9 protein-coding genes and 3 rRNA genes are annotated in these 15,325 nt (G+C 54.9%); all 12 read left to right on the forward strand.

Annotated features, from left to right (window positions below):
- Nucleotides 1–216 precede the first annotated feature (216 nt).
- Complete coding sequence (locus I6I71_RS06300; protein WP_157045305.1) at nt 217–903, forward strand: hypothetical protein; 687 nt, start codon at nt 217–219, stop codon at nt 901–903.
- Nucleotides 904–1,100: 197 nt separating this feature from the next.
- On the forward strand, nt 1,101–2,597 hold the full coding sequence (locus I6I71_RS06305; RefSeq protein ID WP_201819517.1) for an HNH endonuclease signature motif containing protein: 1,497 nt from the start codon (nt 1,101–1,103) through the stop codon (nt 2,595–2,597).
- A 165-nt stretch (nt 2,598–2,762) separates the two neighbouring features.
- Entirely contained in the window at nt 2,763–3,806 is a 1,044-nt protein-coding gene (locus tag I6I71_RS06310; RefSeq protein WP_201819518.1) for a siderophore ABC transporter substrate-binding protein, read from the forward strand.
- A gap of 32 nt (nt 3,807–3,838) precedes the next feature.
- Nucleotides 3,839–4,777 (forward strand): ABC transporter permease, encoded by a 939-nt coding sequence (locus I6I71_RS06315; RefSeq protein WP_236587258.1) that lies wholly within the window; start codon nt 3,839–3,841, stop codon nt 4,775–4,777.
- A gap of 70 nt (nt 4,778–4,847) precedes the next feature.
- Nucleotides 4,848–5,792 carry an iron chelate uptake ABC transporter family permease subunit gene (locus I6I71_RS06320; RefSeq protein WP_201823496.1) on the forward strand — a complete coding sequence of 315 codons (945 nt, stop codon included), beginning with the start codon at nt 4,848–4,850 and terminating at the stop codon, nt 5,790–5,792.
- On the forward strand, nt 5,789–6,544 hold the full coding sequence (locus I6I71_RS06325) for an iron ABC transporter ATP-binding protein (RefSeq protein WP_201819533.1): 756 nt from the start codon (nt 5,789–5,791) through the stop codon (nt 6,542–6,544). The genes I6I71_RS06320 and I6I71_RS06325 overlap by 4 nt, the downstream gene beginning before the upstream one ends.
- 571 nt (nt 6,545–7,115) lie before the next feature.
- Nucleotides 7,116–8,626: ribosomal RNA gene (locus I6I71_RS06330) — 16S ribosomal RNA — on the forward strand.
- 12 nt (nt 8,627–8,638) lie between these two features.
- Nucleotides 8,639–9,031, forward strand: a complete 393-nt coding sequence (locus I6I71_RS06335) for a hypothetical protein (RefSeq protein ID WP_201819536.1) — start codon at nt 8,639–8,641, stop codon at nt 9,029–9,031.
- An 11-nt stretch (nt 9,032–9,042) separates the two neighbouring features.
- Nucleotides 9,043–12,128: ribosomal RNA gene (locus I6I71_RS06340) — 23S ribosomal RNA — on the forward strand.
- 117 nt (nt 12,129–12,245) lie between these two features.
- Nucleotides 12,246–12,363 (forward strand): 5S ribosomal RNA (gene rrf / locus I6I71_RS06345).
- Together the 16S, 23S and 5S rRNA genes form the textbook arrangement of a ribosomal RNA operon.
- 497 nt (nt 12,364–12,860) lie before the next feature.
- Nucleotides 12,861–14,183, forward strand: coding sequence for a short-chain fatty acid transporter (locus I6I71_RS06350; protein ID WP_201819539.1), 1,323 nt, complete (start codon nt 12,861–12,863; stop codon nt 14,181–14,183).
- 14 nt (nt 14,184–14,197) lie between these two features.
- Nucleotides 14,198–15,325 (forward strand): MFS transporter, encoded by a 1,128-nt coding sequence (locus I6I71_RS06355; RefSeq protein WP_201819542.1) that lies wholly within the window; start codon nt 14,198–14,200, stop codon nt 15,323–15,325.

Raw genomic sequence — 15,325 nt, forward strand, 5'->3', positions numbered from 1 at the left:
AGGTGATCATGGGTTTGATTGAGGGCGACACCAAAGCCAACACGTTTTCTAGGGGTCTGTTGGTGTCGGGGTTGGGGCGACGGTGGCGTCGATAAGCAAAAGGAGCCCCCGCCGGACGGTGGTGTGGAGGGCAAAACTCGCTGGTCAAAGCGATGTCAGCGGGTTTTACGTTTCTTCTGACGTACATTACAGGTGCCGATTTTAAAATTTTGGGGCATGAATCGCACGTTCAATGCACGACTGGTTGCCGTATGTGCCGCGGGCTTGCTCGCGGGATGTGGTGGCGCGCCCGAGACCGTGACGGAGACAGTGACGGAAACTGTTGGTGAAACGGTTTCGCAGCCTCCTGCTTCGGAGTCAGCTCCCCAACCTGATTCTGAACCTACTTCCGCACCTAGTTCTGTGCCTGCTTCTGATCCTGCTGAGCCCGAGCACGGCGTGCCTGGCGCCCCGCTAGCGTATCCAGGTGCAGGTGGCCCGATTCCGTCGAATGCTCGCCCGATAGCAACGGTGAAGAGCTATGAAGGCATGGATGTTGAGTACGCAGTGTTTACTGCGCCTTCCGGAAACATCGGCTGCATGATGAATCTTGAAAATCCCCCGATGTTCGACTGCGGTGTCGAGTCCTACATGGAAACGGAACAGTACGGCATCGGTGAACTGGGGATGCCTCGCTGGATGGTCGAGGTATTGCACGGATACGTCCGTGAGCAGAATGAGCCCCCGCTGTACTCGGATTTGGTGTGGCCTGAGGGCTCACCTTCTGCCGAGGTAGTGCAATACGGCGAGGTGGTCTACCACGGACCCTTCGTCTGTGCGGTGGAGGAAACGGGCGTGACCTGCTGGGATTCCGAAAGTGGCAGGGGAGCGTGGATGGAGCGAGAAAACACGGTGTTTTTCTAGCTTCTAGTTTCCCTGTTTTTGCTGGTCAGGGGCGTGTGTGATCGGTGAGTATACTGAATGCAACCGCTAGTGTGTCTGCCGAATGCATAAACGAAAATTAATGCAATAAATCCTGGGTTAGGCCTTGCGTGTCGAATGATTTGTCGGGTATAATTAGGGCAACAAAATAAAGGGCAAAGCAGCAATGGGGGTACACCGTGGGCGAACCATACTTCCGCACACAGCGGCCAGATGATCCACGCGGCATCCGCGGTCAACGTATCCGCGACGTGTACTGGGATGAATTCGGCCGCTTCGCCATCCCTGGGGCAAGTATTGATGACTTCGAAGTGGAAGTAGTGGCCATCGGGGAAGCAACTGGGTGGGCTAAAAGCGTGGTTGAGCAAGCCATCTTCTCGCATGCACGCCTGCAGCACTTACCGCAGCTTCGTGCCTTGCAGGCTGAAACGCGTGTGATGGATCTGCAGCACCTTCGCTCGATTGATGTCGCGCTGGCTGAACTCGGTCCAGAGATTACTGATGAGGCCTATGCCGAGTTCGACGCAATGCTTACAGCTACGTTTACTCCGAAGCGGCCTGGGCAAAACGCACCAAAAACCACGATGATTACTCGTCGTATCCGGGAGATGATTAAACGGATTGACCCAACGTGTGCCTATCAGCCGAAGCGACGTCAGCAACGTGTGGCTCAAGCACATGCTGGTGATGACGTGTTGACGTTTGAGGAATCTGCATACACCGGGACTGTGAAAACGTTGGTCACATTGTCGACGAACCCGTTGACTGCGCGTGTGGTGCGAGAGCATGTGTTGGCTACCGCACGGGAGCATAAAACATCGATGGCTGATGCGATGGTGAAACTGCTTTCGGGTGAGATCACCCCAACAAAAGCCACGCTGCATGTGTTTGTGCCGAAGGGCCGTAAGGCTGGTGGTCCAGCCTATGTGCCAGGGGTTGGGGCACTGACTCCGGAAGCCACCGCAGCACTTGATGACCTGCTGGCAACAGCAAAGGTCACAGAAGTAGATATGGAGGCAGAACTCCAAGCGCTCACCGACAGTTACACCCCAACTGAAGCAATGCGTCGCGTGGTGTGTGCTCGTCATACGCATTGTGTGTTTCCGGGGTGCAACGTCCCGTCCCAGCTATGCCAGTTGGATCACCGGATTCCGTTTGGCCAGGGTGGTAAAACCACACCGAGTAACTTGTATCCGTTGTGTCAAAAGCATCACAACTTGAAGACCGATAAGCGTGGTTTCTATGTTCCGGATCCGGATACGGGTGAAATCTTGTGGCTGTTTTCCAATGGCACCTATGAACTGACCACCCCAGATAGCTTGATCGACTACAACACGCACGCCGCGGCCCCACGGTGGAAGAGCAACCTTGAACAGGTATGCCAGCGTCGTAGTCGAGTCGCGCAGTTTTACGCCAAGGGTCACAAAATACTGGACGATTTTGATAACCACCACGATCTTGAACAGGCCAATGCTCAGATCGCAGCGTTGGAGGAAGAATACGGCCTTATATTCCCGATCAAGGCGGTGCTGCCGGAGCCGGTGAGGGAACCGAAAATATCAGACTTTTTCGGGCCGACACCGCCTGTCCGAGAACCTGAGGATGGTTGGGACGAAGAATACGCACCGGAAGACGAATGGCCAGAAGAAATACAGCAGTTAATTTACAACCGCTAGTCCAAGATGGGTCGTTTTGCCTCAAAGCGTTGATGGTTAGGTTGTAAGCTTCACGCTGTGACCTTTATGTTCACGAAAGCGCGGGGGTAATGCTTGAAATGTAGGTGTGCATGCCCTAAGGTAGGCGAGGTAATCCTAACCTCCACACTTAAGAGAAGGACGAACATGATCCGTTTTTCCCGTACCGCGCTCGTCGCAGTAGTCACCGCAAGTGCCCTCGCGCTTGGCGCTTGCTCCTCCACGGAGTCTGCCTCCGAGGCTACCTCCAGCACCGCTGCTGAGGCTTCCGAAGCAACCACCTCTGCAGCTGAAGCATCGAAGGCTTCTGAGTCTGCAGACGGCACCGTAACGGTCACTGACAACTACGGCGAGAAGACGGTGCCGGTTCCGCCGAAGCGCGTCGTCGCTTTGGATAACCGCTCCTTCGAGCTGCTGGACGCCTGGGGTGTCAAGCCGGTTGCTGCCGCGCGTGCGCTGGTGCCGAAGACCATCCCGGGCTTGAAGGATGATGAGAGCATCGTGGATATCGGCAACCACCGTGAGCCGAACCTCGAGGCAATTGTTGCTGCTGACCCGGATGTCGTCGTCTCTGGCCAGCGCTTCAGGAAATACGACCAGGAGATTGAAACGCTCGTTCCGGACGCAGTGCTGCTGGAGTTCGAACCTCGTGAAGGCGAGCCGTTCGATCGTGAGCTGATCCGCCAGACCCTGGAGCTTGGCGAGGTCTTTGGCAAGCAGGCCGAGGCTGAGAAGGTTGTTGAGGACTTCACTAAGGCAATCGTTCGCGTGCGTGAGGCGTACAACCCGGAGCAGACCGTCATGGGTGTGAACGTCTCGGGTGGTGAGATTGGTTACGTTGCACCGGGTGTTGGCCGCGTCTGGGGGCCGCTGTTTGACCTGATCGGTTTCACCCCGGCACTGGAGATTGCTGGAGGTACGAACGATCACCAGGGTGACGACATCTCTGTTGAGGCGATCGCTGACTCTAACCCGGACTGGATTCTGGCGCTTGACCGCGACGCTGCAGTCAAGGAAGGCTCCCCGGCAGCGCTGAGCGTGCTGACTGACTCCGCTGCGCTGAAGAACGTGACCGCGGTGAAGGAAAACCACATCTACGTCGCACCGAATGACACGTACACCAACGAGTCGATCCTGACGTACACCGAGATCCTCAACCAGCTCGCAGAGCTTTTTGAGGCCAATAAGTAACCCTTACCTAACATCGAGTAACGTCGTACAACGTGACTAAGAAGCTAGGGTTGGCTTGCCTCGCCGTCGCGGCGCTCCTTGTAGCGTCGTTGGCGGTGGGGCAATACGACATTCTGGGATCTGCTGACGGGTGGGAGATGTTCCAAACCACCCGCGTTCCGCGCACCATTGCACTGGTACTTGCCGGTGCCGCAATGGCAATGTGCGGACTGATTATGCAGATGTTGACGCAGAACCGTTTTGTGGAACCGACCACAACAGGTACGACGGAGTGGGCTGGACTTGGTCTGTTGACGTCATATGTGCTGTTTCCAAACGGCACCATCATGACGCGCATGGTCATGGCTGTGGTATTCGCGTTTGTGGGCACCATGGTGTTTTTCGCTTTCCTGCGCAAAGTGACGCTACGTTCAAGCCTGATTGTGCCGATTGTGGGCATCATGCTCGGTGCAGTTGTGAGCTCTGTGTCCACGTTCTTCGCGCTGAAAACAGACCTGCTGCAGTCCCTGGGGGTGTGGTTTGCCGGGTCCTTTACCAGCGTCATCGTTGGTCAGTACGAGGTCTTGTGGATCGTGCTTGCGGTCGTGATCGCCGTGTTCTTCTATGCGGACAGGCTTACTGCGGCGGGGCTGGGGGAGGATATCGCCACCAATATTGGACTGAATTACAACCGGGTTGTGTTGGTGGGGACCTCGCTGGTTGCCATCGCCGCCGGTGTGGTCACAGTCACGGTGGGCAATCTGCCGTTCCTTGGTTTGATCGTCCCGAACATCGTGAGCATGATGCGTGGCGACGACCTGCGTTCCAACCTCCCGTGGGTCTGCCTGCTTGGCATCACGATTGTGACCGTGTGCGACATTCTTGGCCGCACTGTCATCGCACCGTTTGAAATGCCGGTGTCGGTCATCTTGGGTGTGGTTGGTGCTGTGGTGTTTATCGCTTTGATTGTGAAGCAGGTGCGGCGTGGCTAATCGTGTCGTGGCTAATCGTTCGGTGGGCAGCTTCGCAACGTCGACAAGCAAAAAGCGCTACTGGGTGGTCATGGGAGTGCTGCTGGTGGTGGCTTTGACATGCGGTGCTGGCCTGTTGGCGTACAACAACCCGATGGAGTTCGGCTCCCGCGGCTACTGGCTGATTGCGCAGCGCCGGCTTGCAGCCGTGACCGCGATGGCGATTGTTGCAGTGTGCCAAGGCTTTGCGACGGTTGCGTTCCAAACCATCACCAATAACCGCATTCTCACGCCTTCAATCATGGGCTTTGAGTCCCTGTACGTGGCTATCCATACCGCTACCATCTACTTCTTTGGTGTAAGTGGCCTGCTGCAAGGGCGAACGACCAGTATGTTCGTGCTGCAGGTTGCGTTGATGATTGGCCTGTCACTGGTGCTGTACTCCTGGTTGCTCAGTGATAACGAGGCGAACCTGCATGCGATGCTGCTCGTCGGCATCGTGCTGGGTGGCGGCCTGGCCAGCGTGTCCACGTTCATGCAGCGCATGCTCACCCCGAGTGACTTTGATGTGCTCACGGCGCGACTCTTCGGTTCAGTCAATAACGCTGACCCGTCGTACTACCCAATTGCACTTCCACTGGTAGCGGCGGCGGTGGTGCTTATTTTGCTGCGCTCACGGTATTTGAACGTGCTGGGGTTGGGGCGAAATGCCGCCATGAATTTGGGCGTGAGCTTCCGCGGTAATGCGATTTACATCTTGGTGTTGGTGGCGGTGCTGATGGCAGTGTCGACCGCGTTGGTTGGACCAATGACCTTCCTCGGCTTTCTGGTGGCGACGCTGACGTATCAATTTGCTGACACCTATGACCACCGATACCTGCTGCCGATGGCGGCACTGATGGGCTTCTGTATTTTGACCAGCGCGTATTTCCTGATGAACCACGTGTTTTACGCGCAGGGTGTGGTGTCCATCATCATCGAGCTTGTCGGTGGCTTGACATTCCTCGTGGTGATCCTGAGAAAGGGAAGACTGTGATTACGCTTTCACGCGTTCGTAAGGACTATTCCGCAGAAACCACTATCGGTCCGGTTGATCTGGACATTCCCGCCGGTGGCATTACCGCGCTCGTGGGCCCGAATGGTGCAGGTAAGTCCACGCTGCTCACCATGATTGGCCGTCTGCTGGACTTGGACGAAGGCACGATTGCTGTCGGCCAGATGGACGTGTCCAGCACGAAGTCCAAGGACCTGGCGAAAGTGGTGTCCATCCTGCGACAGGAGAACCACTTTGTTACCCGTCTAACGGTGCGTCAGCTTGTCGGGTTCGGGCGCTTCCCGTATTCAGGTGGTCGCCTGACTGCCCAGGACGAGCAGATTGTGTCCAAGTACATCGACTTTCTGGACCTGCGCGAGCTGGAGAACAGGTTCTTGGACCAACTCTCCGGAGGTCAGCGCCAGCGCGCGTATGTAGCGATGGTGCTGTGTCAGGAAACTGAGTACGTCCTGCTTGATGAGCCCCTGAATAACCTCGACATCGCCCACAGCGTGGACATGATGCAGCACCTGAAAGCAGCCGCGCGCGAACTTGGACGCACCGTGGTCATTGTCCTGCATGACATCAACTTTGCTGCCCGCTATGCGGACTACATCTGCGCTGCGAAAAACGGCCAGGTGGTGGCCTTTGGTACGCCGGAGCAGATCATGAGGGATGACTTGCTCACCCAGATCTTCAACACGCCGGTCCAGGTCATCCAGGGTCCTAATGGTCCCTTAGCGACGTACCACTGATCCAGGATTATGCCCTTTGACCTGGCGATTTGCCAGGTCTTTCCATTCATGGTTATATCTTCATCCGTTGCTTCGAGCCGGTTCGGCCGGGGAGAAGGAACAATCTAATCGCATAAAGGTTACGGTCTGATGAACTGTAAGAAACCAAGGTTTAAACGCCGGGTTGACAACAGATAGATCGAAACTGTAGTGTCGTACAAGCTACTTTCGCTTAGAGCCGAGAATGGTTCTAACGGGGTGTGCGTGTGTTGTTTGAGAACTCGATAGTGTGCCAATGCATTTTGTTTGTGGAATGTTGTTGTGTGTGCCACGTGTTGTGGTGTGTGCCGGTTGGTAGTGTCATGAATCTTGGATGGTGGCATTGTCTGTTTCGGTGCGTCACATGGTGATGTTTTGCTGAAAATGTTGTTTCTTGGTGTTTTTCCTCGTCGGATGGCCAAGAAACGTAAAGTAATTCAAGGATTTTATTTTTAAGCCAGGCTGACATTTCATGCTTTTTGGTGTGTTGTGTTGGTTGGTTTGTTTTTGGTTAGGTATTGGGCTTTTCACGGCCTGTTTCTGCTGAAACGTTTTTGTGGAGAGTTTGATCCTGGCTCAGGATGAACGCTGGCGGCGTGCTTAACACATGCAAGTCGAACGGAAAGGCCCAAGCTTGCTTGGGTACTCGAGTGGCGAACGGGTGAGTAACACGTGGGTGATCTGCCCTGCACTTCGGGATAAGCCTGGGAAACTGGGTCTAATACCGGATAGGACCACTTCGTAGGTGTTGTGGTGGAAAGTTTTTTCGGTGTGGGATGAGCTCGCGGCCTATCAGCTTGTTGGTGGGGTAATGGCCTACCAAGGCGTCGACGGGTAGCCGGCCTGAGAGGGTGTACGGCCACATTGGGACTGAGATACGGCCCAGACTCCTACGGGAGGCAGCAGTGGGGAATATTGCACAATGGGCGGAAGCCTGATGCAGCGACGCCGCGTGGGGGATGACGGCCTTCGGGTTGTAAACTCCTTTCGCCAAAGACGAATTTTGACGGTATTTGGAGAAGAAGCACCGGCTAACTACGTGCCAGCAGCCGCGGTAATACGTAGGGTGCGAGCGTTGTCCGGAATTACTGGGCGTAAAGAGCTCGTAGGTGGTTTGTCGCGTCGTTTGTGGAAGTCCACGGCTTAACTGTGGGACTGCAGGCGATACGGGCATAACTTGAGTGCTGTAGGGGAGACTGGAATTCCTGGTGTAGCGGTGAAATGCGCAGATATCAGGAGGAACACCGATGGCGAAGGCAGGTCTCTGGGCAGTAACTGACGCTGAGGAGCGAAAGCATGGGGAGCGAACAGGATTAGATACCCTGGTAGTCCATGCCGTAAACGGTGGGCGCTAGGTGTGAGTCCCTTCCACGGGGTTCGTGCCGTAGCTAACGCATTAAGCGCCCCGCCTGGGGAGTACGGCCGCAAGGCTAAAACTCAAAGGAATTGACGGGGGCCCGCACAAGCGGCGGAGCATGTGGATTAATTCGATGCAACGCGAAGAACCTTACCTGGGCTTGACATACACCGGATCGCTGCAGAGATGTAGTTTCCCTTGTGGCTGGTGTACAGGTGGTGCATGGTTGTCGTCAGCTCGTGTCGTGAGATGTTGGGTTAAGTCCCGCAACGAGCGCAACCCTTGTCTTATGTTGCCAGCACGTGATGGTGGGGACTTATGAGAAACTGCCGGGGTTAACTCGGAGGAAGGTGGGGATGACGTCAAATCATCATGCCCCTTATGTCCAGGGCTTCACACATGCTACAATGGTCGGTACAACGCGCAGCTACCTCGTGAGGGGACGCGAATCGCTGAAAGCCGGCCTTAGTTCGGATTGGGGTCTGCAACTCGACCCCATGAAGTCGGAGTCGCTAGTAATCGCAGATCAGCAACGCTGCGGTGAATACGTTCCCGGGCCTTGTACACACCGCCCGTCACGTCATGAAAGTTGGTAACACCCGAAGCCAGTGGCCTGTCAAAAGGAGCTGTCGAAGGTGGGATCGGCGATTGGGACGAAGTCGTAACAAGGTAGCCGTACCGGAAGGTGCGGCTGGATCACCTCCTTTCTAAGGAGCTTTATGTTTAACCCACAGTTGTGGGTGTTGGTGGTTGATGTCGCCGAGTGTGTGACTGCCACTAGTTGTTTTTTAAAAAGAATCCGGGTGGATGCATACCCCACACCAGAAGGTGGTGTGGAACGCAATATCGGGGTATCGCACAGTAATCATTTTCTACAAGCGTTTGTATGTGTTGGCATGCTGTTGGGTGTCTGGGGCAACACGAATGTGTGTGTTCCTAACTGCCTCATGCTGATGTGTCACCTGGTTTGGGTGGTGTGTTGGTGTGTGGGTGTGGTGTGTGAGAACTGGAGAGTGGACGCGAGCATCATGCATCTGGATGCTGGCCTTTTAGGTTGGTGTTTGGGTGTGTGTTTGTTTTTCTGTTTTTTCTGTTTTTTGTTTGTTCTTTAGTATGTGAATCGTTGTTTGTGATTAAGGGCGTACGGTGGATGCCTTGGCATGCTGAGCCGATGAAGGACGTGTGAGGCTGCGTTAAGCCTCGGGGAGTTGCCAACTAAGCGTTGATCCGAGGATGTCCGAATGGGGAAACCTGGCACCAGTTATGTGGTGTTACCTGCAGGTGAATCTATAGCCTGTATGGGGGTGAACGCGGGGAAGTGAAACATCTCAGTACCCGCAGGAGAAGAAAACAATTGTGATTCCGTTAGTAGTGGCGAGCGAACGCGGATGAGGCTAAACCATGTGTGTGTGATACCTGGCAGGGGTTGCGCATGTGGGGTTGTGGGGCGCATCGTAAGTTATCTGTCAGTGACTTGCTTGATGTGGTTGTGTCAGCGGAAGCGCCTGGGATGGTGCACCGGAGAAGGTGATGAGTCCTGTACGCGAAGGCATGATCATGTTGGGTGTATGTGTTTTTCCCCGAGTAGCAGCGGGCCCGTGAAATCTGCTGTGAATCTGCCGGGACCACCCGGTAAGCCTAAATACTCAGTGTGACCGATAGTGGATAGTACCGTGAGGGAATGGTGAAAAGTACCCCGGGAGGGGAGTGAAAGAGTTCCTGAAACCGTGCGCTTACAATCCGTCAGAGCACATCTTTTGTGTGATGGCGTGCCTTTTGAAGAATGAGCCTGCGAGTCAGCGGCATGTCGCGAGGTTAACCCAGTCTGTGGGGTAGTCGTAGCGAAAGCGAATCCGAAATGGGTGTTGTTAGTGGCATGTCCTGGACCCGAAGCGGGGTGATCTACCCATGGCCAGTGTGAAGCAGCTGTAAGAGGTTGTGGAGGCGCGAACCCACTTAGGTTGAAAACTGAGGGGATGAGTTGTGGGTAGGGGTGAAAGGCCAATCAAACTCCGTGATAGCTGGTTCTCCCCGAAATGCATTTAGGTGCAGCGTTATACAAGCTTGCTGGAGGTAGAGCTACTGGTTGGTTGAGCGGGACTATCATCTTAGCAATGTCAGCCAAACTCCGAATGCCGGTTAAAAGTGGTGTATAGCAGTGAGACTGTGGGGGATAAGCTTCATAGTCGAGAGGGAAACAGCCCAGATCGCCGGTTAAGGCCCCTAAGGGTGTACTAAGTGGAAAAGGATGTAGGATCGCGAAGACAGCCAGGAGGTTGGCTTAGAAGCAGCCACCCTTGAAAGAGTGCGTAATAGCTCACTGGTCGAGTGGTTCCGCGCCGACAATTCAGTGGGGCTCAAGTACACCGCCGAAGCCGCGGCATAGTTTTTACTATGGGTAGGGGAGCGTCGTGTGTGGGGTGAAGCATTACCGTAAGGGGGTGTGGACTGCACGCGAGTGAGAATGCAGGCATGAGTAACGAATGATACGTGAGAATCGTATCCGCCGAATGACGAAGGGTTCCTGGGTCAAGTTCGTCTTCCCAGGGTGAGTCGGGTCCTAAGGCGAGGCCGACAGGCGTAGTCGATGGTCAACGGGTTGATATTCCCGTACCCGCCTACACGCGACCAATGCTGAAGCAATGATACTAACCACCCAAAGCTACTGATATACGCACCCTTGTGGTGTGTGGTTGGTGGTGATGCGTGGGGCCTGATTTGTTGTAGGTAAGTGATGGGGTGACGCAGAGTGGTAGCCACGCCAGTTATTGGATTCTGGTGCAAGCGTGCAGCACGACAACATGGCAAATCCGGTTGTTATATGTGCAAGGCGTGATGCGTAGCCCATATATGGGTGATGGTGGTGATCCTGTGCTGCCGAGAAAAGCCTCTAGCGATGTGTGTAGACGGCCCGTACCCGAAACCGACACAGGTAGTCAGGTAGAGCATACTAAGGCGAGCGGGTGAACTGTGGTTAAGGAACTCGGCAAAATGCCCCCGTAACTTCGGGAGAAGGGGGACCCAAACCGGTAGCTAACACATGCGGTTAGTGTGCTGGTGTGGGTCGCAGAGAAGAGAGGGGAGCGACTGTTTATCAAAAACACAGGTCCGTGCGAAGACGGTTAAGTTGATGTATACGGACTGACGCCTGCCCGGTGCTGGAAGGTTAAGAGGACCTGTTAGACCCTTTTTGGGTCGAAGCGGAGAATTTAAGCCCCAGTAAACGGCGGTGGTAACTATAACCATCCTAAGGTAGCGAAATTCCTTGTCGGGTAAGTTCCGACCTGCACGAATGGCGTAACGACTCCCCTGCTGTCTCAACCACAGGCCCGGTGAAATTGCAGTACGAGTAAAGATGCTCGTTTCGCGCGGCAGGACGAAAAGACCCCGGGACCTTCACTACAGCTTGGTATTGGTGTTCGGTGCGGTTTGTGTAGGATAGGTGGGAGACGTTGATACAGCCACGCCAGTGGTTGTGGAGTCGTTGTTGAAATACCACTCTGACCGTAGTGGATACCTGAACCTTGGCCCATGATCTGGGTTGGGGACAGTGCCTGGTGGGTAGTTTAACTGGGGCGGTTGCCTCCCAAAATGTAACGGAGGCGCCCAAAGGTTCCCTCAGCCTGGTTGGCAATCAGGTGTTTAGAGTGTAAGTGCACAAGGGAGCTTGACTGCGAGACTTACAAGTCGAGCAGGGACGAAAGTCGGGACTAGTGATCCGGCACCTACTTGTGGATGTGGTGTCGCTCAACGGATAAAAGGTACCCCGGGGATAACAGGCTGATCTTCCCCAAGAGTCCATATCGACGGGATGGTTTGGCACCTCGATGTCGGCTCGTCGCATCCTGGGGCTGGAGTAGGTCCCAAGGGTTGGGCTGTTCGCCCATTAAAGCGGCACGCGAGCTGGGTTCAGAACGTCGTGAGACAGTTCGGTCTCTATCCGCCGCGCGCGTTGAAACTTGAAGAAGGCTGTCCCTAGTACGAGAGGACCGGGACGGACGTACCTCTAGTGTGCCAGTTGTTCCGCCAGGAGCATCGCTGGTTGGCTACGTACGGAAGGGATAACCGCTGAAAGCATCTAAGCGGGAAGCCTGTTTTAAGATGAGGTTTCATTATAGGTGCCCTATAGACTATGGGGTTGATAGGCCAGAACTGGAAACACAGCAATGTGATGAGGTGACTGGTACTAATCCACCAACACAAACAACAACACAACAAGCAAACACTGAATGTAACAGTGACTGTCGCGTCCACTTTCCGGTATCTGACACACCACCCCTTGTACATAACAGGTAGTGGAACGCCATTACATGGCCCCCAAGATGTGTCGGTGGTTGATAGCGGCAGGGAAACGCCCGGTCCCATTCCGAACCCGGAAGCTAAGCCTGCCCGCGCTGATGGTACTGCACTCGGGAGGGTGTGGGAGAGTAGGTTACCGCCGACCCAACAACTTCAAAACATGATCAAGCAGCCCGCCTGCCACACACGTGGCAGACGGGCTGCTTTTTGTGTGTTTGTGCCCCCCGAATCCTGCTAGACGATAACGAAAAGACACCTGTAAAACCCCAGGTCGAATGTGTACACACACGGCTGGAAACAACGTATCGACTAGCAACGTATCGACTAGCAGCGAATCGGTTGTGCACCGGTAGGCGCACATACTCTTGCTATTAGACCTTGTTCGTTTTTACCCCCGTCGGTTCGTGTGGCGAACACTTTGTAGTTCGCACTTTTCAATGCCTGGCCTGCATGTTCGCTGGCTGGGGAAGTAGTGCTTGGCTCTTCCATGCTGAAGCGAGCAATGGGCCTACCATTAGTGGATACTTTCCACCCCCGCGCATTTTTTGTGTTTAGTTTATTCGGGCCTACCACTTAGATTGATAGCGTTACCCGTCACAGTTTCCTATGACTGTGGTCCGTGCTTATTTGATGGAGTGGTCCATGAATGCCTTAGCGAATGTCACTTCGCGCGTGGTTCAGCGTTATCTTCCGGACGCTTTTGTCCTCGCTATTTTGCTTACCTTCCTCGTGGTGCTGGCGGCTCTTGGGCTCACCGATTCCACTCCGGTTGATGTAGTCAACTATTGGGGCGAGGGCTTCTCCAAGCTGTTTGTCTTTGGTATGCAAATGGCTCTCGTTCTCCTCACGGGCTTTGTTCTTGCACTCAGCCCCGTCGTGGAGAAGATGCTTGACAAACTGACGGATATCCCGAATACCCCAAACCAGGCCTACGCGTTGACGGCAGTGATCTCGTTCATTTGCTGCTACTTGAACTGGGGCCTTGGTCTGGTTGTTGGCGCGTTGGTTGCGCGTGAAATGGGTAAGAAGGTCAAGGGCCTTCACTTCCCGCTCGTTGTTGCTGCTGCGTATTCGGCTGAGATTGTGCGTGGCCCGTCTTCCTCAATCCCGGTGGTTATGGCAACGCCAGATCACTTCATGTACGAGGAGTTTGGCATCATCCCGGTCACTGAGACCTTGTACTCATGGTGGAACATTGTGGTGACGTTGTTGATCTTCGCTGCCATCGTTGCGTTCTACGCTTTCATCAAGGTTCCACAGGACCAGGTTGTGGGCTTTGTGGAAACCGTTGATGAGAAGGCTTTGGAAGTAGACGAGCCAGACAAGTCTGAAATGTCTTTCGCTGAGCGCTTGGATAACTCCCGTGTGCTGCTAATCCTTCTGGCGCTGCTGCCGTTGGCATACCTAGTTTTGCACTTCGCGGATAACGGCTTTGACATCAACCTGAATACCGTTATCCTCCTGTTCCTTACGCTTGCTCTCTTTGCCCACCGCAGCGTCAATCACTTCCTCGCTGCGGTACAGGAAGCAATCACCTCTACCCGCGGCATTATTTTGCAGTTCCCGATTTACGCGGGCGTTGCCGGCATCATGTCGAATTCCGGTCTGGTTGAGGTCTTCTCTAACGCGTTTATCGGGATTGCCAACTCGGCTACGTTCCCAGTGATCACGTTCTTGGTGGCCGGTTTGGTGAACATCTTTATTCCCTCCGGTGGTGGCCAGTGGGCAATTCAAGGCCCGGTCATGCTGGAAGCCGCGCAGGCAATCGGCGCAGATATTCCGCAGACGATCATGGCGTTTGCTTGGGGTGACTCCTGGACTAACCAGATTCAGCCGTTCTGGGCACTGCCGCTCTTGGGCGTGGCAGGGCTTAACGCGCGAAGCATTATGGGCTACTGCCTCGTGTGGCTGTTTATTACCGGCGTTATCATTGCGGCTACCTTCACTCTTTTGGCTGTTTTGTAAGAAATCTGGAGCATATGTTTAACGGATCCCGTTCGCAGCATCTGCAAACGCAGATGCTGTATTTGGGCGGTCTGATCGGGCCGATGGCATCGCAAACGCTGATCGCCATGGTGCCCGATATGGCGGTGACGTTTGGGAAGACGGTGCAGGAAGCATCGTTTGTGGTCACCCTGTACATGATTCCGTTTGCGTCGTTGATGCTGTTCTCATCGGCGCTGGTTCGCTACACCGCGCCCCACACGGTGATCAAATGGGCGTATGCGCTGACGTTTATCGGCTCACTGATCTGTTTCCTCGCGCCGACGTGGACGATGTTCCTGTCTGGCGTGCTGGTGATGTCGGTATCAAACGCATTTACGCTGCCGATTCTCCAGATCATTCTGCGCAATACGGTCCCGGCGGGGCAGTTGGGTCAGGCGTTGGGGCGCTACTTTGCTATGCAGTCCCTTGGCAATTGTGCGGGGCCGTTGGTGGCAGGTGCGGCGTCGTTAGTCAACTGGAAGCTCATGCATGTGGCCGTAATGGTGCTTGCGGGGTTGATGGTGGTGGTGGGGGTGCCGGCGTCGGAAAGGATCCCGAAGAGCTCCGTCAAGGAAAAGGTGGCGTGGGGGACCATGATCATTCATATCCTGACCGTGCTTGCGGTAGGTGTGAGCATCATCGGTATGACTACGGTGTTGACGATTCACTTGCAGTCCGTGTTTGGGATGCCCGCATCTACACGCGGCCTGGTGATCATGGTTGGCGGACTGGCGGCGTTCTTCTTCGCGCCAAAGATTGGTGCTTCGGTGGATCGCTTCGGGGCGCTGAAGATTCTGACTGCGTGTGCGGTGACGGGAGCGCTCGCGGTGGCATCGATGGCGCACCTGCCGTGGGCGATCGGTATCGCAGTGCTCTGGGGCATCGCCATGACCAGTGCGCAAGGCCTACAAACCACCGTGTCTTACTCGGTGTTGCGCACACCAGGCGGCGCAGGATTCAACGCTGTGGTGCTCTCCGCCCGCTTCTTCGGCCTGGCGCTCACCCCGCTGCTGATTCTGCCGATCTACTTAAATTCCATCATTGCCGGTTTTACGGTGCCGGCGTGTGTGCTGCTGGTGGCACTCGCCTTGCAATGGGGCGCAAGCAAACGCGCTAAATAA

This window comes from Corynebacterium riegelii (assembly GCF_016728505.1).
Classification (GTDB): domain Bacteria; phylum Actinomycetota; class Actinomycetes; order Mycobacteriales; family Mycobacteriaceae; genus Corynebacterium; species Corynebacterium riegelii.

Bases quoted from the DNA above. Each gene is read 5' to 3' on its own strand.
- I6I71_RS06300 (WP_157045305.1), top strand. From the start codon at position 217: ATGAATCGCACGTTCAATGCACGACTGGTTGCCGTATGTGCCGCGGGC.
- I6I71_RS06310 (WP_201819518.1), top strand. From the start codon at position 2,763: ATGATCCGTTTTTCCCGTACCGCGCTCGTCGCAGTAGTCACCGCAAGT.
- I6I71_RS06320 (WP_201823496.1), top strand. From the start codon at position 4,848: ATGGGAGTGCTGCTGGTGGTGGCTTTGACATGCGGTGCTGGCCTGTTG.
- I6I71_RS06335 (WP_201819536.1), top strand. From the start codon at position 8,639: ATGTTTAACCCACAGTTGTGGGTGTTGGTGGTTGATGTCGCCGAGTGT.
- I6I71_RS06350 (WP_201819539.1), top strand. From the start codon at position 12,861: ATGAATGCCTTAGCGAATGTCACTTCGCGCGTGGTTCAGCGTTATCTT.
- I6I71_RS06355 (WP_201819542.1), top strand. From the start codon at position 14,198: ATGTTTAACGGATCCCGTTCGCAGCATCTGCAAACGCAGATGCTGTAT.